This window comes from Pseudomonas sp. SJZ080 (genome assembly GCF_007828295.1).
Lineage (GTDB): Bacteria > Pseudomonadota > Gammaproteobacteria > Pseudomonadales > Pseudomonadaceae > Aquipseudomonas > Aquipseudomonas migulae_A.
Genome location: NZ_VIUK01000011.1, coordinates 126720 through 147320 on the forward strand (window position 1 = coordinate 126720; position 20601 = coordinate 147320).

Sequence of the window (20601 nt, forward strand, 5' to 3'; positions counted from 1 at the left end):
TCAGACTAGCGCGGCACTCACAAGCAACTCCTCCAGCGCCAGCAAATCCGGCACTTTGGCCACTTGGTCCCCCACTTGCACCGCTGCCTTTTCCAGCGCACACAACGGCACATCGACATAGCTCAATTGACTGTCGAGCTTGTACGACCGCGGAATCCCCTGCACCAGCAACGCAATAAACTTCAGCTCCGGCCGGCCGCCCAACGCATTGAGAATGACAATCCTCGCCCGCTCGCCAATCACGATTTTGTTGCCGCACGCCGACTCAAAACTCAGCAACGGAATCTGCCGCTCCCGCCACGTCACCCGCCCGAGATACCAGGGCGGCGTGTCGAGGTCGAAGGCTCCCGGCTGATAGTCGATCAGCTCCGCAACCGCCACATTGGGCAAAATCAGATTGCGGTCAGCCAGGGGCAGCAGCAGCCCGGTGAGGTTGCTGGTGCGATGCTCAAGCATGGGTTTTGCTCCACAAAGCGATGCTTTCAAGCAGCACCGACTCCTGGTACGGCTTGCCGAGGTAGTCGTTGACGCCGATGGCCATGGCGCGGTCGCGGTGTTTCTGGCCGGTACGCGAGGTGATCATGATGATCGGCAAGTGCTGCAAACGTTCGTCCGCACGCACTTGAGTCGCTACTTCGAAACCGTCCATGCGCGGCATTTCAATGTCCAGCAGCATCAGGTCCGGCATGTGTTCTTCCAGCAGCAACATGGCATCGACACCGTCCTTGGCCGTCAGCACGTTCATGCCGTGGCGTTCGAGCAAACGGCTGGTGACCTTGCGCACGGTGACCGAGTCGTCGACCACCATCACCAGTAACGGCTTGTGCGGCTCGGATTCTGCGTCCTGCCTCAGCGGTTGTTGCGGCACCCGCGCCTGCATCGCGCGGATCGGCGCCAGCAAATCGAGAATCAGCACCACCCGGCCATCGCCGAGGATCGTCGCGCCGGACAAGCCCTGCACTGCCGCAAATTGCGGGCCGAGGCTTTTCACCACGATCTCCCGGGTGCCGGCCATCGAATCGACCTGCACCGCGATGTGCCGTTCGTTGCATTGCACCAGCAACACCGGCAGCGGCAGGCTTTGGCCCAGCAGTTTCGGGCGGGTGCTGGTTTTCAGCAGTTCGCCGAGGTAGCACAACTCATAGACCTGCCCGGCGTATTTGTAGGTCGGCGGATCGAGTCGGTAATGCCCTTCGAGTTCGTTGGGCAGCACCCGCACGATACCGTCGATGGTGTTCAGCGGGATCGCATACTGGTCATCAAAGCACTGCACCATCAGCGCCCGGTTGACCGACACGGTGAACGGCAGGCGAATGCGAAAATGCACGCCCTGCCCCGGCACAGAGTCGATGCTCATCGTGCCACCGAGTTGCCGGACTTCTTCATGAACCACGTCCATGCCCACACCGCGCCCGGAAATCTGAGTGATTTTTTCGGCCGTGGAGAACCCCGGTTGCAGGATGAATTGCAGCACGTCGCGGTCGCTGATGTCGCTGTCCGGGGCCAGCAAACCGCGCTTGATCGCCTTGCGCCGCACCGCGTCCAGCGGCACGCCGGCGCCGTCGTCGCGGATGTCGAAAATGATGTCGCCACCCTCGCGCAACAGGTCGAGGGTGATCCGCCCTTGCGCCGGTTTACCCGCTGCGATGCGCACTTCTGCCGATTCCAGGCCATGGTCGACGGCGTTGCGCAGCATGTGCTCCAGCGGCGCGGCCATGCGCTCAAGGACGTTGCGATCCATCTCGCCTTCGGCGTTGCCGACGACGAATTCCACGTCCTTGCCCAACTCGCTGGAGACCTGACGGACAATGCGCTTCAAGCGCGGCAACATCCGCTCGAACGGCACCATGCGCGTACGCATCAGGCCTTCCTGCAATTCGGTGTTGATGCGCCCCTGCTGTTGCAGCAGGTTCTCCGCGTCCTGGTTGCGCCGGTCGAGGGTTTCCTTGAGGTCGAGCAAGTCAGAGGCGGATTCGAACAGCGCCCGCGACAGTTGCTGCAACTGCGAGTGGCGATCCATCTCCAACGGGTCGAATTCTTCGTAGCCCGAACGCTCGGCGTCGACTTGCTGACGGCTGAGAATCCGGCCCTGGGTTTCGGTATCAAGCCGGCGCAATTGATCGCGCATACGCTCGATGGTGGTTTCCATCTCGTTCAAGGCTACGCGCGCATCGTTGACCTGCTGTTCGATGCGGCCACGGAAGATCGAGGTTTCCCCGGCCAGGTTGACCAGGTCGTCGAGCAGTTCTGCCGAGACCTTGACCATGTCGGCACCGGCATCGACTTGTGGCGCAAGCGGCTCGGCCTTGGGTGCAACCGGTGCGGCAACCGGCGCTTCCAGCACCTGCGGATGGCTGAAGTTGCGGATCGCGTCGATCAACCGATCGGCCGGCGGCAACGGTTGACCGGCGCGGGTGGCGTCGAGCATTTGCGCCAGTCGGTCATGGCTGCTTTGCAACAGCCCGAACAGCGCCGCCGTCGGTTTCAGCGAGCCGGCGGACAAACCTTCGTAGAGAAATTCCAGTTCATGGGCGAGGTCGCCGATCGGGCCGATTTCCACCATCCGCGCACCGCCCTTGAGGGTGTGCAGGTCGCGCAGCAGGGTTTCCATTTCCTGCCGATTGGACGGTTCGGCCTGCCAACGCACCAGCGCCGCGCCGGAGTTTTCGATGATGTCGAAACCTTCCTCGAGGAAGATTTCCAGTAGTTCCGGATCATGCCCCGGCGAATCCTCGGCCCGTGCAGCTTCAGCGGCTTCAGGCGCGTTGGCGTTGCCCTGGCGGAACTCGCGAATGGCCTCGATCAGTTCGCCCGGATCACCCAGCGGTTTCTGGTTCTGCAACTGTTCAAGCAGTTGAGCCAGTCGCTCATGGCTTTGTTGCAGCAGGTGCGCCAGCGCTTCGCTGTGGCTGTAACGCCGATCGACAAGGCCTTCGTAAAGGTTTTCCAACTCATGGGCGAGGTCACCGACCGGCTCGACCTCGGCCATCCGCGCACCGCCCTTGAGCGTGTGCAAATCCCGCTGCAACGACAACAGCGGCGCGGCGTTTTCCGGGTCATTCAGCCAGCGTTGCAAGGCCTGGCCGGCGCTCTCGAGGATGTCCACCGCCTCTTCGAGGAAGATCGATACGATCTCGTCGTCCAGCTCAACAACACGGTCCTCTGCAGGAGCGGGCTTGCTTGCGATGGTCGTTAACGATGACGCGTTTTCATCGGATAAACGCGGCGCCTGTGAGTCCATCGCCAGTAAGCCGGCTCCTACAACGGTCTGTGCCAATTCGGCGGTGGCATCACCCAGTTCGCGGATGCTCAGGGTGCGGCTGCCGTCACTGCGAATCAGGCCCATGGCGGCCGGGTCGAGGCTCTCGTCGAGCAAGCCGCGCAAGGCCCGGATGCGCTCCGGTTGCGGGCTCACTTCCTGACCGGCTGCCAGTTCGTCGAGCATGTTGATCAGCGCTTCGTGAGCACTTTGCGCCTCGTGGAAAAACCGGTCGCTGACGGCGAGGCTACTTTCTTCCACGGCACCATAAAGATCCAGCAAGGCTTCGCACAACTCATCCACCGGATGCAGATCCGCCAGATGCGCCCCTTCGCCAAGGGTGGTCAATTCGTCCAGCAGCGCACTGAGTTCCTGACGTTCGCCGGGGTGCTGCTGCCAGCGCTGCAACAGGCTTTCGGCGTCCAGCAGGATGTCCATGCCCTGGGCCAGAAAGTTGTTGATCAACTGCGGATCGCGCTTGGTTCGAAGTGCCGCGCTCGGCGTGCTCGACAGCGCGTCCAGACGCTCGGCCAGCAGCGCCTGGGTTCTCTCGATCAATGAACGGGCGCCGGGAATCTCGGCCAGCGGATCGGCCTTGAGCTGACGCAGCCCGACGCGGAACACGCCTTCGGCTTCCAGCAGCAGTTCGACCTCGTCGAGGTCCAGGGCAATCAGGTGTGCCTTGTACTCACGGGCCAGGTGATCCAGCGGCGTCGCCAGCTCGGCAATCGGCAAGACGCCGGCCATCGACGCGCTGCCCTTGAGGGTGTGCAGCGCCCGTTGCAACTCGTCGCTGGCCTGCAACGGCACATGTTCGGCGGCCTGTTCGAGGAAGCGATTGAGGCTGGCCAGATGGGTTTCGGCTTCGTTGCGGAAGATCTCCAGCAACAGCGGATCGAGGGCCGCGACGTCTTGCACGTCTTCATCGGACAAAGGCTCGTCACCCTTGGCGAGGGCATGGGCGCGTGCGGCCAATTGGTCGACATCGTTGCGCTGGCGCTGGGCATTGTCGGCAAATTCGGCCACCAGTTCCGGCAGCAGGTTCAGCACGTCGCCGAGCAATTGTTGCACGGCCTGGCCGGGCTCGACGCTGTGCTCCAGCACGCGGTTGAGCAGGTTTTCCATGGCCCACGCCAACTCACCCAGCACCAAGGCGCGAACCATGCGACCACTGCCCTTGAGCGTGTGGAACGCCCGGCGCAACTCGCTCAAGGCCGCCGTGTTGTCGGGATAGGCCAACCAGCGCGGCAGGTATTCGCGAAGGATGTCCAGGACTTCATCGGTTTCTTCAAGGAAGACTTCGCGCAGCTCGTCGTCCACCGGCGCTTCGCCCACCGGCGGCGGCAACAGGCTGCCCGGGGTGTTCAGCGCGGGCGGGTTCACGGCAGATACCGGGTTGGCCAGCACATCGGCCAAGGTCTGGACGACCTCCGGATCGTCCAGTTCCTGCAGACCCTGCATGACCTGCGCTTCACTCGGGGTGAGCACGTCTTCAAGCACCGGCACATTGTGTTCGCTGGGAAAAAACCCCAGTGACGCCAGGCTTTTTTCCGCGACATCGAGCAGCTGTTCGCCGGCCGCTTCGGGATCGTCGCTGAGGCGCTCAAGGTAATACTCGATGCTGGTGATGACGTCGGCCAGGCTGTCCAGTTCCTGCCAGCCAGGCTGGTCCGGATCCAGCAGCAAATGCTCGCGGATGAAATGGTTGCAGGCATCGATCAGGCTCGCTGCCCGGCTCAGCGGAATCATCGCCAGCGCACCGCGCACCTGGGTCAGCAAGTCCGGCAACGGTTGCAAGTGCTGGCGGTCCCAATCGGCGTCGATGTAATCGACAATCATGTCCTTGGCCTGCTGCAGGCAGATGCGCGCTTCCTTGATCACGATCTGGTGGATCTGCGTCAGGTCGGTGGTCGGCAGTCGGCTGTCTTCCTGGCTTTCCGGCTCCACGGTGCCGACCATGCCGGCCAGCGTCGCCTCGACGTAAAGCAACGCCCCGGCGACGTCCATGAGGATCGCATCGTTGGGTTCGCGCTGGCCTTGGGCAAGGCTCAGCACCACCGCCAATTGATCGATGATGACTTTGCGCGGCTGGCCGAATCCGAGCACCGCCAGGGTATCGGCGATCTGTCGCAGCGGCGCGAGCAGGCTTTCGAGGTCCGAGGTGTGCTGACGGTCGCTGCGCACGAACAGGTCCAGGCGTTCCTTGACCCGCACCAGCTCTTCGCACAGCGCCGCCAGTACCGAACGCATGGCGTCGCGGTCAGGACCCGCCAGCCGCACCGGTTCTTCGTCGACCATCGCGCTGTCAGGCAGCGCGTCGTCCAATCCATAGCGATCTTTCATGGTCAGCATCTGCCCGGTGGGGTGTTCGGTCTTGGCAATGTAGAACAGCAAACTCTTGAGCAACTCCGGCGGCGCCGGCTGATTGATCGCGGACATGCCCTGTTCGAGCAGGCGCTTGAGCTCTTTGTCGGCGTCCTTGAACAAGCTGCGCAGGGCCGGGCTGTTGGCGATCGAGCCGCCGCGCATGCCTTCGACCAGCGCCGAAGCGACTTGCCACAACGGGCTCAGGGGCGCGTTGCCACACAGCCCTTCGAGGCGTGAAAACACCTTGGCCAGGTAACCGAGGTGGGTGTCGTCATCCTGTTCGCGCAGCAATCCGAGCAGGGCCATCTGCAACATCTGGCGCAATTTGCGCAGCACATTCGGCAGGTCCGCCGGTTCCAGCAGCGCCAGTGATTCTTCATTGAGCGGTGGCAGGTCCGGCAATTGCGGGGTGAACAGGCTGGTTTCCGACAACAGGCTTTCGCCACGGGCGCTGCGCAGATCGTTGATCAACGGCAGCACCACCAGCGGCAGGTCGCGGCGCGCGCCTTGCACGCGGTCGAGATAGATCGGCAGCTGACCGATCGCTTGCAGCAACAGGTGAATGGCCTCGTCGCGATGAATGACGCGGTTTTGCTGCAAGGCGGCGGTCAGTTGCTCCATTTCTTCGGCGAGCAGTGCCGCGCCGTAAAACTCGACCATCTGCAAACTGCCGTGAACCTGATGGATGCACGCCAGGCATTCACTGAGGGCGTGCGTTGCCTGAGGGTCATCAAGCAACGTTTCAATCGCCTGGTGAGCCACTTTCAGCGTTTCGGCAATCTCGCCTTTGACCCACTCCAGGGCCACATAGTCGTGCCGATCACCCATAACTGCTCCGTTCATCGTTCGAACGCCCGTGGGCACTTCACACTTTATCTACAGTTTGCGCCTTGGCGGCCGGCAAGGTGAAACCGGACACCGAGCGCCGCAACTGGCTGGCCATCTTCGCCAGGTTGCCGATGCTCTCGGCAGTGGCCGTGGAGCCGGACGACGTTTGCGTGGTGATCTGCTGGATCACGTTCATCGTCAGGGAAATCTGCCCGGCCGAAGACGTCTGTTGCTGGGCGGCGTTGGAGATGCTCTGGATCAGCGCCGCGAGGGTTTTCGATACGCCTTCGATTTCTTCCAGGGCCACACCGGCATCCTGCGCCAGACGCGCGCCACGCACGACCTCGGTGGTGGTCTGCTCCATGGAAATGACCGCTTCGTTGGTGTCGGCCTGAATCGCCCGCACCAGGGTTTCGATCTGCCGGGTCGCGGCGGACGAGCGTTCTGCCAGCCGTTGCACCTCGTCGGCCACCACCGCAAAACCGCGCCCGGCGTCACCGGCCATGGAAGCCTGGATTGCCGCGTTGAGCGCGAGGATGTTGGTCTGGTCGGCAATGTCATCAATAAGGCTGACAATGTCGCCGATTTCCTGCGAAGACTCACCCAGGCGCTTGATGCGTTTGGCGGTGTCCTGAATCTGCTCGCGGATATTGTCCATGCCGTGGATGGTGTTGTGCACCACTTCATTGCCCTTGTTGGCGATTTCCACGGAGCGCTCGGCGACTGCCGAAGATTCGGCGGCGTTGGCCGAGACCTGATCGATGGACTGCGCCATGTCGTTGATCGCGGTGGAGGCTTCGCTGATCTGCTGCGCCTGATGTTCCGAGGCCTGCGCCAGGTGCATGGCGGTGGCTTGTGTTTCCTGCACGGCGGCGGCGACCTGGCCGGCGGTGAGGTTGATCGTGGCTACCAGATCGCGCAGTTGATCCACGGAATAGTTGATCGAATCGGCGATGGTCCCGGTGAAGTCTTCGGTTACCGACGCCGTCACGGTCAGGTCGCCGTCCGCCAGGTCTTCGATTTCATCGAGCAGGCGCATGATCGCGTTCTGGTTGCGCTCGTTCTTTTCAGCGGTCTCGCGCAACTGGCGATTGGTTTCGCGAACCATCACCAGGCCAATCAGGATGATCGACATCAGCGCCGCCAGCCCCAGCACGTAGCCGCCAATGGTGTCCGTATCGCGCCCGCCCGCGAGGTTTTCGAACCCAGTGGCCAGGTGCGAGGCTTCATCGAGCAGGGTTTGCGACAAGCTAAAAATGTTGGTCGCCGATTCGCGGACCTTGAACAGCTCCGGTGAGGTTTCGAGGATTTCATCCACCGAACCGGAGACGAATTCGAACAGCTCGGAAATCTCGACCAACCGGGCGCGGGCATCGTGGTCTTCGACCTGGCTGACTTTCAGCGCCGGATTGCCCTGCAGCATGCCTGTGAGCACCTGGCCGAAACGCGCAGCGTCGCGACCAAAAGCGTCGGCGGCCTGTTGCGAACTTTCGTCACCGGACAGCACGGTGTTGACTGCGCCGAGAATCCGCTCGGCCAACAGCGACTGACGCTGGGCCATCGCGACCTGAGCGGCCGGCGCCCCTCGTTGCAGAAGGATTTCGACGACTTTTTCGTACTCGACCTGCAATTGCGGCACGGTTTCAGCGAGGGTGGCAGCGACTTGATGCAGCGACAACACCGTCTGTTCACTGGAGAGGATGGCGTCGGTGTTTTTCAGCAGGCGTTCCCAGTCCATCTGCACGGCGCGCATTTCCGGGCGCACGGTGGCCGGGGCTGGCGGCAGGCCGGTGGAAGGGTCGCCTTTCTTCAGATAGCCCCAGCGCTGGGCGAAATCGTTGCGCGCATCGCTGAGCAACTTGAACGCGGCAGCCTTGCCGGCGGCGGCTTCGGTGGCGTTCTTGGCAATACGCTGGGACAGCACGCGCAGCTCGCCGGCGTGGCCGATGTACTGTTTATCGTACGTGGCTTGAGTGTTGAGGTAAGCGAAGTTGGCGAACAGCAGCATGATGAAAACAATCAACGCGATGAACAGCGCGATGATCTGCGACCGGCTGCGCGACCCTTCTGGCTTGCCTGTTTTTGCTTTTATCATCGGTCCTCGCCTGTTATCGCACCTTTAGAACCCACCATAATCCCTTGCGGGAGCGGGCTTGCTCGCGAATGCGGTCATTCATTCAACATTGATGCTGACTGACCCACCGCTATCGCGAGCAAGCCCGCTCCCACATTCGGTTGGTGTCGAACCAGCTACAGCGCTACGTGCATAAAGCTTTGTGACTGCGCCAACGCAAACGGGCTGAACACCTGCCAACTCTGCTCACGCCGAAACCGGCCTTTGATGAACGGTGCAATCGGGCCACTCAACGCCTCTGCCGGTTCCAGGCTGTCCTGGGCAAAGTGCTGAAGGCCGAAAACTTCATCGACCATCAACCCGGCAAACACGTCGTTATGCTCCACCACCAGCACCCGCCGCTGTTTGCGCACCGCCGACAACTCGTGAGCAAGCTCTTTATCTGAAAAGAAGGCGCACAAATCCATCATCGGCAGCAAGCGCCCGCGCAGGTTGGCCACACCCTTGACCCAGGGTTTGACCCCCGGCAGCTGCGTGAACCGCGGTTCGTGCAGGACTTCGCTGACCTCGCCCATGGGGGCGACGTACCAGTGCTCGCCCAGGCGAAAACCGATGCCGCTCCAGCCATGCTGCCGGGTCGGCTGGGAGGGCAGATCCGCCGCCAGCAGGCGACAGCGCTGGTCGATCTGCAGCAGCAGTTCGAAAGCCGTCAGCGACTCGGTCATGGCAGGACGATCAACCGGCCAGCACGTTGTTCAAGGTTTTGATCAGGGTCTCTTCGTCGACCGGTTTGGTCAGGTAATCCTTCGCGCCCTGGCGCGTGCCCCAGACCTTGTCGGTTTCCTGATCCTTGGTGGTGATGATGATCACCGGGATGTGCCCGGTTTCCGGGTCTTTGGTCAGCTGGCGGGTCGCCTGGAAACCGTTGAGGCCAGGCATGACGATGTCCATCAGCACGGCGTCGGGTTTTTCCTGGCGGGCGAGCGCCACGCCGTCGGCACCGTTTTCGGCTTTCAATACTTCATGACCGTGCTTTTCCAGCATGCCGGTCAGTTTGTACATTTCAGTCGGCGAATCATCGACGATCAGAATTCGTGCCATGGTTTTCCCCATTCTTCTTGTCGACGCCGGGCCCGCTGGCCGAGCGTCACTGTGCGTGTCCTACTGCGGCAGAACGGCGGCGAAGCCCGGTACATGGGCCTGGATCGCGTTCAGCAGTTCTTCCTTGCTGAAAGGTTTGGTCAAAAACTGGTCGGAACCGACGATGCGCCCCTTGGCCTTGTCGAACAGCCCGTCCTTGGACGACAGCATGATCACCGGCGTGGACTTGAACGCACTGTTGTTCTTGATCAAGGCGCAGGTCTGATAGCCATCCAGACGCGGCATCATGATGTCGACGAAAATGATGCCGGGATGATTGTCGGCAATCTTGGCCAGGGCATCGAAACCGTCGATGGCCGTGATGACCTCACACCCCACGTTCTTCAGCAGCGTTTCGGCGGTGCGGCGAATCGTCTTCGAATCGTCGATCACCATGACCTTCAAGGCGCTGGAATGCTGGTCCATAAATGCTCTACCGTCGCCTTTGCGAATCAAATTGTCCGTTTGCGATAACCGGAGGCTCGAAACCCTTGATGTTTAAGGGCCAGAACGATATGGCAGCCTTTTTAGCACAGTCTCCAAATGCAATCTATCGGGGGACTGGCGCGGTGGTTTTTCCTTGACCGGGAACACACTCGGCGCCACTCTGACGCCACTTTTATACGGTCCCTTGCAGGAGCCAGGCCCGCTCGCGATGGTCGTCAACGGTGACGCGTATTCGCTGGATAACCGCGATGCCTTGAAGTCCATCGCGAGCAAGCTCGCTCCTGCATAATCTCTCCAAATTTCGAGGAAAAACCCATGAGCGTTCGCGTCGGGATTGTCATGGATCCTATCGCCAGCATCTCCTATAAAAAGGATAGCTCGCTGGCCATGCTGCTGGCCGCACAGAAGCGCGGCTGGGAACTGTTCTATATGGAACAGGGCGATTTGTATCAGGCCGAAGGTGAAGCGCGCGCGCGGATGCGGCCGCTGAAAGTCTTCGCCAACCCGGAAAAATGGTTCGAACTCGAAGCCGAGACCGACGCGCTGCTGAGCGATCTGGACGTGATCCTGATGCGCAAGGATCCGCCTTTCGACATGGAATTCGTCTACTCCACTTACCTGCTGGAGCAGGCTGAGCGCGCCGGCGTGCTGGTGGTCAACAAGCCGCAGAGCCTGCGTGACTGCAACGAGAAACTGTTCGCCACGCTGTTCCCGCAGTGCACGCCGCCGACCATCGTCAGCCGTCGCCCGGACGTGTTGCGCGAGTTCGCCGATCATCACGGCGACGTGATCCTCAAGCCGCTGGACGGCATGGGCGGCTCTTCGATCTTCCGTCACACCGCCGGCCACCCGAACCTGTCGGTGATTCTCGAAACCCTGACCTTGCACGGCAAGCAGCAGATCATGATCCAGGGTTACCTGCCGGCGATCATCGATGGCGACAAGCGCATCCTGATGATCGACGGCGAGCCAGTGGATTATTGCCTGGCGCGGATTCCGGCGGCCGGCGAAACCCGTGGCAACCTCGCGGCCGGTGGTCGTGGCGAAGCCCGTCCGCTGACCGAGAAAGACCGCTGGATCGCCGCGCAAGTCGGCCCGACCCTGCGCGAGAAAGGCTTGCTGTTCGTAGGCCTGGACGTGATTGGCGAGCACCTGACGGAAATCAACGTCACCAGCCCGACCTGCATTCGCGAGATTGATAATGCGTTCGGCACGGACATCGGCGGGATGCTGATGGATGCCATCGATCAGAAGCTCAAGGCTCGTTGATATAGAACAGCCAAGGTACGACCAACATTGCGTTATCATGCGCGGCCTGTGAAAAACGCGATGTTGGTTTTCTTGTCATGACACTTCCGTCCGATCTGCCCGCAGAACTCGCCCACCGTGGCGTGCGCCCGGCCGATCGCCTCGGATTTACCCTGTTTCTCGCGGCGCTGATCCACTTGGCCTTGCTGTTGGGCGTCGGCTTCACGATGGTCGAACCCAAGCAAATCAGCAAAACCCTGGAAATCACCCTCGCCACCTTCAAAAGCGAAAAGAAGCCAACGAAGGCCGATTTCCTCGCCCAGGAAAATCAGGAAGGCAGCGGCACCCTGGATAAAAAGGCGATTCCCAAGACCACCGAGGTCGCGCCGTTCCAGGACAACAAGGTGCAGAAAGTCACGCCTCCGCCGGCGGCCAAGCCTGAAGTGCAGGCGCCGCCCAAGGCTGCCGTGACCACTGTCGCACCGAAACCGAAAAAAGCCGCGGCCAAGACCGAAGAACCCAAGCCCGTGACCAAACCCGCTGTCGCGGCGCCCACGTTCGACAGTGAACAGCTGTCCAGCGACATCGCCAGCCTGGAAGCGGAACTGGCCAACGAACAACAGTTGTACGCCAAGCGCCCGCGTATCCACCGCCTGAGCGCCGCCTCGACCATGAGAGACAAGGGCGCCTGGTACAAGGACGAATGGCGCAAGAAGGTCGAGCGCATCGGCAACCTCAATTACCCCGACGAAGCGCGGCGCAAGCAGATCTACGGCAATTTGCGCTTGATGGTTTCGATCAACCGCGACGGTTCGCTGTATGAAGTGCTGGTGCTGGAGTCGTCCGGGCAACCGCTGCTGGATCAGGCAGCACAGCGGATCGTAAGGCTGGCGGCGCCTTTTTCGCCGTTTACCGGGGATTTGTCCGACATCGACCGACTGGAGATCATCAGGACGTGGAAGTTTGCGCGCGGGGATAGGCTCTCCAGCAACTGACAGGCACAAGACCTGTAGGAGCCGGCTTGCTGGCGATAGCTATCTCAGGGGCGCCATCGCCAGCAAGCCGGCTCCTACAGGACTGTATTGCCTCTGTTTGATCCTGCAAGCCATCGATCAATCTCAAGCAAACATTGATTCCCCAGCTTGTCAGTTCGCCCCTCCAACGCCACACTAGCGCTCATGAAGAACGTCAGCCCCAGCTACCTCAAGCATCATTTCCTGATCGCCATGCCTCACATGGCCGACCCGAACTTTGCGCACACCTTGACCTACATCGTCGAGCACACGGCCAATGGTGCCATGGGGCTGGTGGTCAACCGTCCGCAAGACCTCAACCTGGCCGATATCCTCGAGCAATTGCGCCCCGATATCGAACCACCGCTGCTCTGCCAGCATGTGCCGATTTTCATCGGGGGGCCGGTGCAGACTGATCGCGGTTTTGTCCTGCATCCGTCGGGCAAGAAGTTTCAGGCGACCGTTGATCTGGAAGGCGACCTGTCCCTCTCCACGTCCCAGGATGTGCTGTTCGCCATCGCCGATGGCGTGGGCCCGGCCAAGAGTGTGATCACCCTGGGTTATGCCGGCTGGGAAGCCGGGCAGCTTGAGGCCGAACTGGCGCAGAACGCCTGGCTCACCTGCCCGTTCGACGCCGATATCCTGTTCAACACCAGCAGCGAACTGCGCCTCGAAGCGGCGGCCAAACACCTCGGCGTCAACCTCAGCCTGCTCACCAGCCAAGCGGGGCACGCCTGATGGCCCTGCGCCTGATCCTGGGGTTCGACTACGGCACCAAACAGATCGGCGTGGCAGTCGGCCAGGTGATTACCGGCCAGGCCCGCGAGCTGTGCACCTTGAAGGCACAAAACGGTGTGCCCGACTGGAACCAGGTCGAAGCCCTCATTAAAGAGTGGAAACCTGACGCGGTCGTCGTCGGCCTGCCGCTGAACATGGACGGCACGCCGAGCGACATGTGCCTGCGCGCCGAAAAGTTCGCCCGACGCCTCAACGGCCGCTACAACCTGCCCTTCTATACCCACGATGAACGCCTGACCACTTTCGAAGCCAAGGGCGAGCGGCGTGATCGTGGCGGGCAAAAAGGCAGTTACCGCGACAACCCGGTCGACGCCATCGCCGCCGCCCTGCTGCTGCAAGGCTGGCTCGACGAAAACACCGCACTGTTCGAATCCTGAAGAGCCGTAACAAGCGACTCTTCTATAGCGACAACCCGAGCCACCTCCAGCACCACCCGGCTCGGGCCCAAGAAGGAGCAACCATGAGCCTGCCCAATCCCGCCGAACTGATCAGCCAGATGGCGATCCGTCTCAAGGCATATCTGGAACACCGTGGCATCAGCGAACCGCGGTACATCGGTATTCGTACCGGTGGCGTCTGGGTCGCCCAGGCATTGCTCGAGGAACTGGGCAGCGATGCGCCGCTCGGCACGCTGGACGTGTCCTTCTACCGCGACGATTTCAGCCAGAACGGCCTGCACCCGCAAGTGCGCCCCTCGGCGCTGCCGTTCGAGATCGAAGGCCAGGACCTGGTGCTGATCGACGACGTACTGATGAGCGGCCGCACCATCCGCGCTGCGATGAACGAACTCTTCGACTACGGCCGCCCGGCCAGCGTGACGCTGGTGTGCCTGCTGGACCTGGACGCCGGCGAACTGCCGATCCGCCCGAACGTCGTCGGTGCGACGCTGGCTCTCGCCGCTCACGAACGCGTGAAACTGTCCGGCCCGGAACTCAAGCTCGAACTGCAAGACCTCGCCCTTTAATTCGCCCTATTGAGAGTCCCCCTCGCGATGACGCCTCTAGAAACCAAGCGCCCGCTGCAGCTCAATGATCAGGGCCAGCTGCGCCACTTCCTCTCGCTCGACGGTTTGCGCCGCGAGCTGCTGACGGAAATCCTCGACACCGCCGACTCGTTCCTCGAAGTCGGCGCCCGGGCCGTGAAGAAAGTCCCGTTGCTGCGCGGCAAGACCGTGTGCAACGTGTTCTTCGAGAACTCCACCCGCACCCGCACCACCTTTGAACTGGCGGCCCAGCGGCTGTCGGCGGACGTGATCACGTTGAACGTGTCCACCTCGTCGGCGAGCAAGGGCGAAACCCTGCTCGACACCCTGCGCAACCTGGAAGCCATGGCCGCCGACATGTTCGTCGTGCGTCACGGTGATTCCGGCGCCGCGCACTTCATCGCCGAACACGTGTGCCCGCAAGTGGCGATCATCAACGGCGGCGATGGCCGTCACGCCCACCCGACCCAAGGCATGCTCGACATGCTGACGATCCGTCGGCACAAGGGCGGTTTCGAAAACCTTTCCGTGGCCATCGTCGGCGACATCCTGCACTCGCGGGTCGCGCGCTCGAACATGCTGGCGCTGAAAACCCTCGGCTGCCCGGACATCCGCGTCATCGCGCCGAAAACCCTGCTGCCGATCGGCATCGAGCAATACGGCGTGAAGGTCTACACCGACATGACCGAAGGCCTGAAAGACGTCGACGTGGTGATCATGTTGCGCCTGCAACGCGAACGCATGACCGGCGGCCTGCTGCCGAGCGAAGGCGAGTTCTACCGCCTGTTCGGCCTGACCACCGCACGCCTGGCCGGGGCCAAACCGGATTGCATCGTCATGCACCCAGGGCCGATCAACCGGGGCGTTGAGATTGAATCGGCGGTGGCCGATGGTCCGCATTCGGTGATTCTCAACCAGGTAACCTACGGCATCGCGATTCGTATGGCCGTGCTGTCCATGGCCATGAGCGGGCAGACTGCCCAGCGCCAATTCGAGCAGGAGAACGTTCAGTGAAGCTCAGCATTCTCGGCGCCCGCGTAATCGATCCAGTCAGCGGGCTGGATCAAGTGACTGATATCCACATCGAAGCCTGCAAGATCGTCGCCATTGGCGCCGCACCGGCCGGTTTCGTCGCCGTCGACACCCTCGACGCCCAAGGCCTGGTCGCCGCCCCTGGCCTGGTTGACCTGAACGTCGCCCTGCGCGAGCCGGGTTACAGCCGCAAAGGTTCGATCGTCAGCGAAACCCGCGCGGCCGCGGCCGGTGGCGTGACCAGCCTGTGCTGCCCGCCGAAAACCAAACCGGTGCTGGACACCTCGGCCGTGGCCGAACTGATCCTCGACCGTGCCCGGGAGGCCGGCAACACCAAGGTGTTCCCGATTGGCGCGCTGAGCAAAGGTCTGGACGGTGAGCAACTGGCCGAGCTCGTTGCCTTGCGCGATGCCGGTTGCGTGGCCTTCGGCAACGGTCTGGAAAGCTTCCGCAACACCCGCACGCTGTGCCGTGCGCTGGAGTACGCGGCGACCTTCGACCTGACGGTGATTTTCAACTCCCAGGACCATGATCTGGCCGAAGGTGGCCTGGCGCATGAAGGCCCGACCGCCAGTTTCCTCGGTCTGCCGGGCATTCCGGAGACCGCCGAAACCGTGGCATTGGCCCGGGATCTGCTGCTGGTCGAGCAAAGTGGCGTGCGCGCGCACTTCAGCCAGCTGACCAGCGCTCGCGGCGTGGCTCTGATTGCTCAGGCTCAGGCCCGTGGGTTGCCGGTGACGGCTGATGTCGCGTTGTATCAGCTGATACTGACCGACGAAGCGCTGATCGACTTCAGCAGCCTCTATCACGTGCAGCCGCCATTGCGCACCCGCGCCGACCGCGATGGCTTGCGTGAAGCGGTGAAGTCGGGGGTGGTTTCGGCTATTTCCAGCCATCACCAGCCACATGAGCGGGACGCCAAACTGGCACCGTTCGGTGCGACCGAGCCGGGGATCAGCAGTGTCGAACTGCTGTTGCCGCTGGCGATGACGCTGGTGGAGGATGGTTTGCTGGATCTGCCGACGTTGCTGGCGCGCTTGAGTGCCGGACCTGCCGAAGCCTTGCGCTTGCCGGCGGGGAAACTGGCAGTGGGTGGAGCGGCGGATATCGTGCTGTTCGACCCTGCGGCTTCGACCGTGGCCGGTGAGACGTGGCTGTCCAAGGGCGAGAACTGCCCGTTCATTGGGCATACCCTGCCGGGTGTGGTGCGTTACACCCTGGTGGATGGGCGGATCAGCCACCAGGCGTAACACCGCGTCGCCTGCATTCGCGAGCAAGCCCGCTCCCACATTAGTTCTGGGGTGTACACAGCATTTGCGTTCACCGGAGATCATATGTGGGAGCGGGCTTGCTCGCGATGACTTACTGGAAGGTGCCGCGATTCTGAGCGTTGCGCACCGAAACCTGATCATTCAACGTCCAGAAGTCGTACAAGACCCCCAGAAAGAACAACCCGCCCGTCACCAGGTACAGCAACCCGCTGATCCACTTCCCCTGATACATCCGGTGTACGCCGAACACGCCCAGAAACGTCAGCAGAATCCACGCAACGTTGTACTCGATCGGCCCGGCGGTGAAACGCAGGTCCGCTTCACGGTCCATGGCCGGGATCAGGAAGAGGTCGATCAGCCAGCCAATGCCCAGCAAACCAAAGGTGAAGAACCAGATCGTCCCGGTCACCGGCTTGCCGTAATAGAAGCGGTGCGCTCCGGTAAAACCGAAAATCCACAGCAGGTAACCGATCACTTTGCTGTGGGTGTCCTGATGCTGAACGGGGTGTTGATAGGTGTTCATGGATGACCTCAATTCACACGATAGATAAATATTCTTTAAATCTTTGTGACTTTTTTACGAGTAGCCGACGTATGGCAGGTGCTACCTTGTCTGCCGTCAAACCCTTGTAACAACTGAGTTCTGTCCGACAATTGCGTCCATTTAAACGCTTATTTGGTTCCGTTGCCCTCCGTTTGAATCGACCAACGGCCTCGGAAGGCTCAAAAAAGCTGTTATAAAGTTGCGCGCTAACCTATATGAGCCCTGCCTAATGCGTCCATTTTTCAAGACATGGCTAACCATTTGCCTTTTGATGCCACTGGCCGCCCACGCCACCAATCGTGAGCAACGTCTTCCTAACGTTAATGGTTACACCCCCAAATCCCATGTTTCTGCTCCTTCGAGCAAAAACAAACAAGCCGTAAAACGCGCCCCGCAGCTGGCCAGCAAAAGCAACCTTGTACCGCCGATGGCGAGCAAGGAAAGCAGCAACGTGCTGAGCCGCGCCGTGAACGTCCTCGGTACACCTTACCGTTGGGGCGGCAGCAGCCCAAGCAAAGGGTTCGATTGCAGCGGCCTGGTGAAATACGCGTTCAACGACGCCACGTTCGACCTGCCGCGCACCTCGAATGCCATGGCCAGCGGTCATGGCGAGAAAGTCGATCGCAACGACCTGAAGCCGGGCGACCTGATTTTCTTCAACATCAAGAGCCGCCGGGTCAATCACGTTGCCATCTACCTGGGCAACGACCGCTTCATCCACGCACCACGCCGTGGCAAGTCGGTGACCATCGACACCTTGAAGAAACCATACTGGGAAAGCCACTACGTGGTTGCCAAGCGGGTTCTGCCGAAAGAGAAAAACACTCTGCAGGTCGTTCAGCGCTGATTTGAAGCAAGATCAAAAGATCGCAGCCTGCGGCAGCTCCTACACCGGGAATCGCGTTCCCCTGCAGGAGCTGCCGCAGGCTGCGATCTTTTGCTTTTGAGTCTCAGAAATTATCCGGCGACCGTGCCTTCTCCCGCGCATGCTCGCGACTGATCAAGCCTTTGGTCACCAGATCCTTCAAGCACATATCCAGCGTCTGCATCCCCAGATTCCCGCCAGTCTGAATCGATGAATACATCTGCGCGACCTTGTCTTCGCGAATCAGGTTACGGATCGCCGATGTCCCCAGCATGATCTCGTGCGCCGCGATGCGCCCACCGCCGATCTTCTTCACCAACGTTTGCGAAACCACCGCCAGCAATGATTCGGACAGCATAGAACGCACCATCGACTTCTCATCCCCCGGAAACACATCCACCACCCGGTCGATGGTTTTCGCCGCCGACGTGGTGTGCAGCGTGCCGAACACCAGGTGACCGGTCTCGGCAGCGGTCAGCGCCAGACGAATGGTCTCCAGATCCCGCATCTCCCCCACCAGAATCACATCCGGGTCTTCCCGAAGGGCCGACCGCAAGGCGGTGGCGAAACTGCGGGTATCGCGATGGACTTCGCGCTGATTGATCAGGCATTTGCGCGATTCGTGGACGAATTCGATCGGATCTTCGATGGTCAGAATGTGGTGATGGCGATTGTTGTTCAGGTGGTCGATCATTGCCGCCAGAGTGGTGGACTTGCCGGAACCGGTCGGACCGGTCACCAGCACCAGACCGCGGGGCGCTTCGGTAATCTTGCGAAACACGTCCCCCATGCCCAGGTCGTCCATGCTCAGGACCTTGGACGGAATGGTCCGGAATACGGCGCCAGCACCACGGTTCTGGTTGAAGGCGTTGACCCGAAAGCGCGCCACGCCGGGGACTTCGAAGGAAAAGTCGGTTTCAAGGTGCTTCTCGAAGTCCACCCGCTGGAGGTCGTTCATGATGTCGTAGATCAGCTCATGCACCTCCTTGTGGTCCAGAGCGGGCAGGTTGATGCGCCGCACATCGCCGTCGACGCGAATCATCGGTGGCAGGCCTGCCGACAGGTGCAAGTCGGAGGCTCCTTGTTTGGCGCTGAACGCCAGCAGCTCAGTGATATCCATAGCACTCCTCAATTCCAGTAGAATGCCGCCAACCTCAGACCCGCTGGCGCCTCTTGAATGTCCACGATAGCAGACAACATTGCCCTGGTTAGTTCACGCATCCGGGCTGCCGCCCTTGCCGCCCACCGTGACGGAGACAGCGTCCAGCTTTTGGCCGTGAGCAAGACCAAGCCCGCTGACGCCGTGCGCGAAGCCTACGCCGCCGGCCTGCGCGACTTTGGCGAGAACTATCTGCAGGAGGCCTTGGGCAAACAGCTCGAATTGACCGACCTGCCCTTGATCTGGCACTTCATCGGCCCCATTCAGTCGAACAAGACTCGCGCTATCGCCGAGCACTTCGCCTGGGTGCACTCCGTGGATCGTTTGAAAATCGCACAACGCCTGTCCGAACAACGTCCTGCCGATCTGCCGCCACTGAACATCTGCATCCAGGTCAACGTCAGCGGTGAAGCCAGCAAGTCCGGCTGCACCCCGGCCGACCTGCCCGCCCTGGCCCACGCCATCAGCGAACTGCCGCGCCTCAAGTTGCGCGGGTTGATGGCCATTCCCGAGCCAACTGAAGATCGCGCAGCCCAGGACGCCGCTTTTGCTGCCGTGCAAAGCCTGCAAGCCAGCCTGAACCTGCCGCTAGACACACTTTCCATGGGCATGAGCCACGACCTCGAGTCGGCCATCGCCATGGGCGCCACCTGGGTCCGCATTGGTACGGCCCTGTTTGGTGCTCGCGGCTCTCAACAAGTGCATGGTCAGCCTTGAACAATGGCTGACTCCTCTCTTTATAAGGACCTGACATGAGCAAGACTCGTATTGCCTTTATCGGTGCCGGCAACATGGCCGCCAGCCTGATCGGCGGCCTGCGCGCCAAAGGTCTGGACGCCGCACAGATCCGCGCCAGCGATCCGGGCGCTGAAACCCGCGCCAAAGTGAACGCCGAACACGGCATCGACGTATTCGCAGACAACGCCGAGGCCATTCAAGGCGCGGACGTGGTCGTGCTGGCGGTCAAACCCCAGGCGATGAAAGCCGTGTGCGAAGCGATTCGCCCAAGCTTGAAACCGAATCAACTGGTGGTGTCCATCGCTGCCGGCATCACCTGCGCCAGCATGAACAACTGGCTCGGCGCCCAACCGATCGTGCGCTGCATGCCTAACACTCCGGCGCTGCTGCGTCAGGGCGTGAGCGGTTTGTTCGCCACCGCCGAAGTCACCGCAGAACAACGGCAACAGGCCCAGGAGCTGCTGTCAGCCGTCGGCATCGCCTTGTGGTTGAACGAAGAACAGCAACTGGATGCCGTCACCGCCGTGTCCGGCTCGGGCCCTGCGTATTTCTTCCTGCTGATCGAAGCCATGACCGCCGCTGGCGTGAAGCTGGGCCTGCCGGCGGACATCGCCGCGCAACTGACCTTGCAAACAGCGCTGGGCGCCGCGCACATGGCAGTTGCCAGCGATGTCGACGCCGCTGAATTGCGTCGCCGCGTGACTTCGCCTGCGGGCACCACAGAAGCTGCAATCAAATCGTTCCAGGCGGGTGGCTTCGAAGCTCTGGTAGAAAAAGCACTCGGCGCCGCTGCGCACCGCTCGGCCGAGATGGCCGAACAATTGGGTCAATAAGGA

The 20601-nt window shown here is 61.4% G+C and carries 18 protein-coding genes; 10 read left to right on the forward strand and 8 right to left on the reverse strand.

What is annotated here, in order from left to right:
* The 6 genes from FBY04_RS16350 to pilG all read right to left on the reverse strand — a co-directional run bounded on the left by FBY04_RS16350 (position 1) and on the right by pilG (position 10094).
* The gene (locus tag FBY04_RS16350; RefSeq protein ID WP_084322398.1) at positions 1-456 is read right to left on the reverse strand and encodes a chemotaxis protein CheW; all 456 of its coding nucleotides are present in this window, start codon (positions 454-456) and stop codon (positions 1-3) included.
* A complete protein-coding gene (locus tag FBY04_RS16355; protein WP_145315829.1) occupies positions 449-6454 on the reverse strand; it encodes an Hpt domain-containing protein in 6006 nt (2001 codons plus the stop codon). The genes FBY04_RS16350 and FBY04_RS16355 overlap by 8 nt, the downstream gene beginning before the upstream one ends.
* 37 nt (positions 6455-6491) lie before the next feature.
* Positions 6492-8549, reverse strand: coding sequence for a methyl-accepting chemotaxis protein (locus FBY04_RS16360; RefSeq protein ID WP_084322400.1), 2058 nt, complete (start codon positions 8547-8549; stop codon positions 6492-6494).
* A gap of 155 nt (positions 8550-8704) precedes the next feature.
* Positions 8705-9253 (reverse strand): chemotaxis protein CheW, encoded by a 549-nt coding sequence (locus tag FBY04_RS16365; protein ID WP_084322401.1) that lies wholly within the window; start codon positions 9251-9253, stop codon positions 8705-8707.
* A gap of 10 nt (positions 9254-9263) precedes the next feature.
* Positions 9264-9629, reverse strand: coding sequence for a twitching motility response regulator PilH (gene pilH / locus FBY04_RS16370; RefSeq protein WP_008068134.1), 366 nt, complete (start codon positions 9627-9629; stop codon positions 9264-9266).
* Between the two features lie 60 nt (positions 9630-9689).
* Positions 9690-10094: a twitching motility response regulator PilG gene (gene pilG / locus FBY04_RS16375; protein ID WP_027926573.1), complete on the reverse strand. Its 405-nt coding sequence runs from the start codon at positions 10092-10094 to the stop codon at positions 9690-9692.
* Positions 10095-10430: 336 nt separating this feature from the next.
* Between pilG and gshB the strand changes: the two genes are divergently transcribed.
* The 7 genes from gshB (at position 10431) to FBY04_RS16410 (ending at position 16438) form a co-directional block, all read left to right on the forward strand.
* Positions 10431-11384 (forward strand): glutathione synthase, encoded by a 954-nt coding sequence (gene gshB, locus FBY04_RS16380; RefSeq protein WP_084322402.1) that lies wholly within the window; start codon positions 10431-10433, stop codon positions 11382-11384.
* Positions 11385-11461: 77 nt separating this feature from the next.
* Complete coding sequence (locus FBY04_RS16385; protein ID WP_145315809.1) at positions 11462-12358, forward strand: energy transducer TonB; 897 nt, start codon at positions 11462-11464, stop codon at positions 12356-12358.
* Positions 12359-12541: 183 nt separating this feature from the next.
* Positions 12542-13114 carry a YqgE/AlgH family protein gene (locus FBY04_RS16390; RefSeq protein WP_084322404.1) on the forward strand — a complete coding sequence of 191 codons (573 nt, stop codon included), beginning with the start codon at positions 12542-12544 and terminating at the stop codon, positions 13112-13114.
* A complete protein-coding gene (ruvX, locus tag FBY04_RS16395) occupies positions 13114-13551 on the forward strand; it encodes a Holliday junction resolvase RuvX (protein ID WP_003195067.1) in 438 nt (145 codons plus the stop codon). The genes FBY04_RS16390 and ruvX overlap by 1 nt, the downstream gene beginning before the upstream one ends.
* A gap of 83 nt (positions 13552-13634) precedes the next feature.
* On the forward strand, positions 13635-14138 hold the full coding sequence (pyrR, locus tag FBY04_RS16400) for a bifunctional pyr operon transcriptional regulator/uracil phosphoribosyltransferase PyrR (protein ID WP_145315810.1): 504 nt from the start codon (positions 13635-13637) through the stop codon (positions 14136-14138).
* A gap of 27 nt (positions 14139-14165) precedes the next feature.
* Entirely contained in the window at positions 14166-15170 is a 1005-nt protein-coding gene (locus tag FBY04_RS16405) for an aspartate carbamoyltransferase catalytic subunit (RefSeq protein WP_077046050.1), read from the forward strand.
* Positions 15167-16438, forward strand: coding sequence for a dihydroorotase (locus tag FBY04_RS16410; RefSeq protein WP_084322409.1), 1272 nt, complete (start codon positions 15167-15169; stop codon positions 16436-16438). The genes FBY04_RS16405 and FBY04_RS16410 overlap by 4 nt, the downstream gene beginning before the upstream one ends.
* A 112-nt stretch (positions 16439-16550) precedes the next feature.
* Here FBY04_RS16410 and FBY04_RS16415 read toward each other — a convergent pair whose 3' ends face one another.
* A complete protein-coding gene (locus FBY04_RS16415; RefSeq protein ID WP_084322411.1) occupies positions 16551-16982 on the reverse strand; it encodes a TM2 domain-containing protein in 432 nt (143 codons plus the stop codon).
* A gap of 250 nt (positions 16983-17232) precedes the next feature.
* Here FBY04_RS16415 and FBY04_RS16420 point away from each other — a divergent pair, with 250 nt between their 5' ends.
* Entirely contained in the window at positions 17233-17850 is a 618-nt protein-coding gene (locus tag FBY04_RS16420; RefSeq protein ID WP_084322413.1) for a C40 family peptidase, read from the forward strand.
* Positions 17851-17953: 103 nt separating this feature from the next.
* On the opposite strand, the gene FBY04_RS16425 is transcribed toward FBY04_RS16420, so the two are convergent.
* Positions 17954-18988, reverse strand: a complete 1035-nt coding sequence (locus FBY04_RS16425; protein ID WP_084322415.1) for a type IV pilus twitching motility protein PilT — start codon at positions 18986-18988, stop codon at positions 17954-17956.
* A gap of 57 nt (positions 18989-19045) precedes the next feature.
* Between FBY04_RS16425 and FBY04_RS16430 the strand changes: the two genes are divergently transcribed.
* Positions 19046-19744: a YggS family pyridoxal phosphate-dependent enzyme gene (locus FBY04_RS16430; protein WP_084322417.1), complete on the forward strand. Its 699-nt coding sequence runs from the start codon at positions 19046-19048 to the stop codon at positions 19742-19744.
* A 35-nt stretch (positions 19745-19779) separates the two neighbouring features.
* The gene (gene proC / locus FBY04_RS16435; RefSeq protein WP_084322419.1) at positions 19780-20598 is read left to right on the forward strand and encodes a pyrroline-5-carboxylate reductase; all 819 of its coding nucleotides are present in this window, start codon (positions 19780-19782) and stop codon (positions 20596-20598) included.
* Positions 20599-20601: the final 3 nt, after the last annotated feature.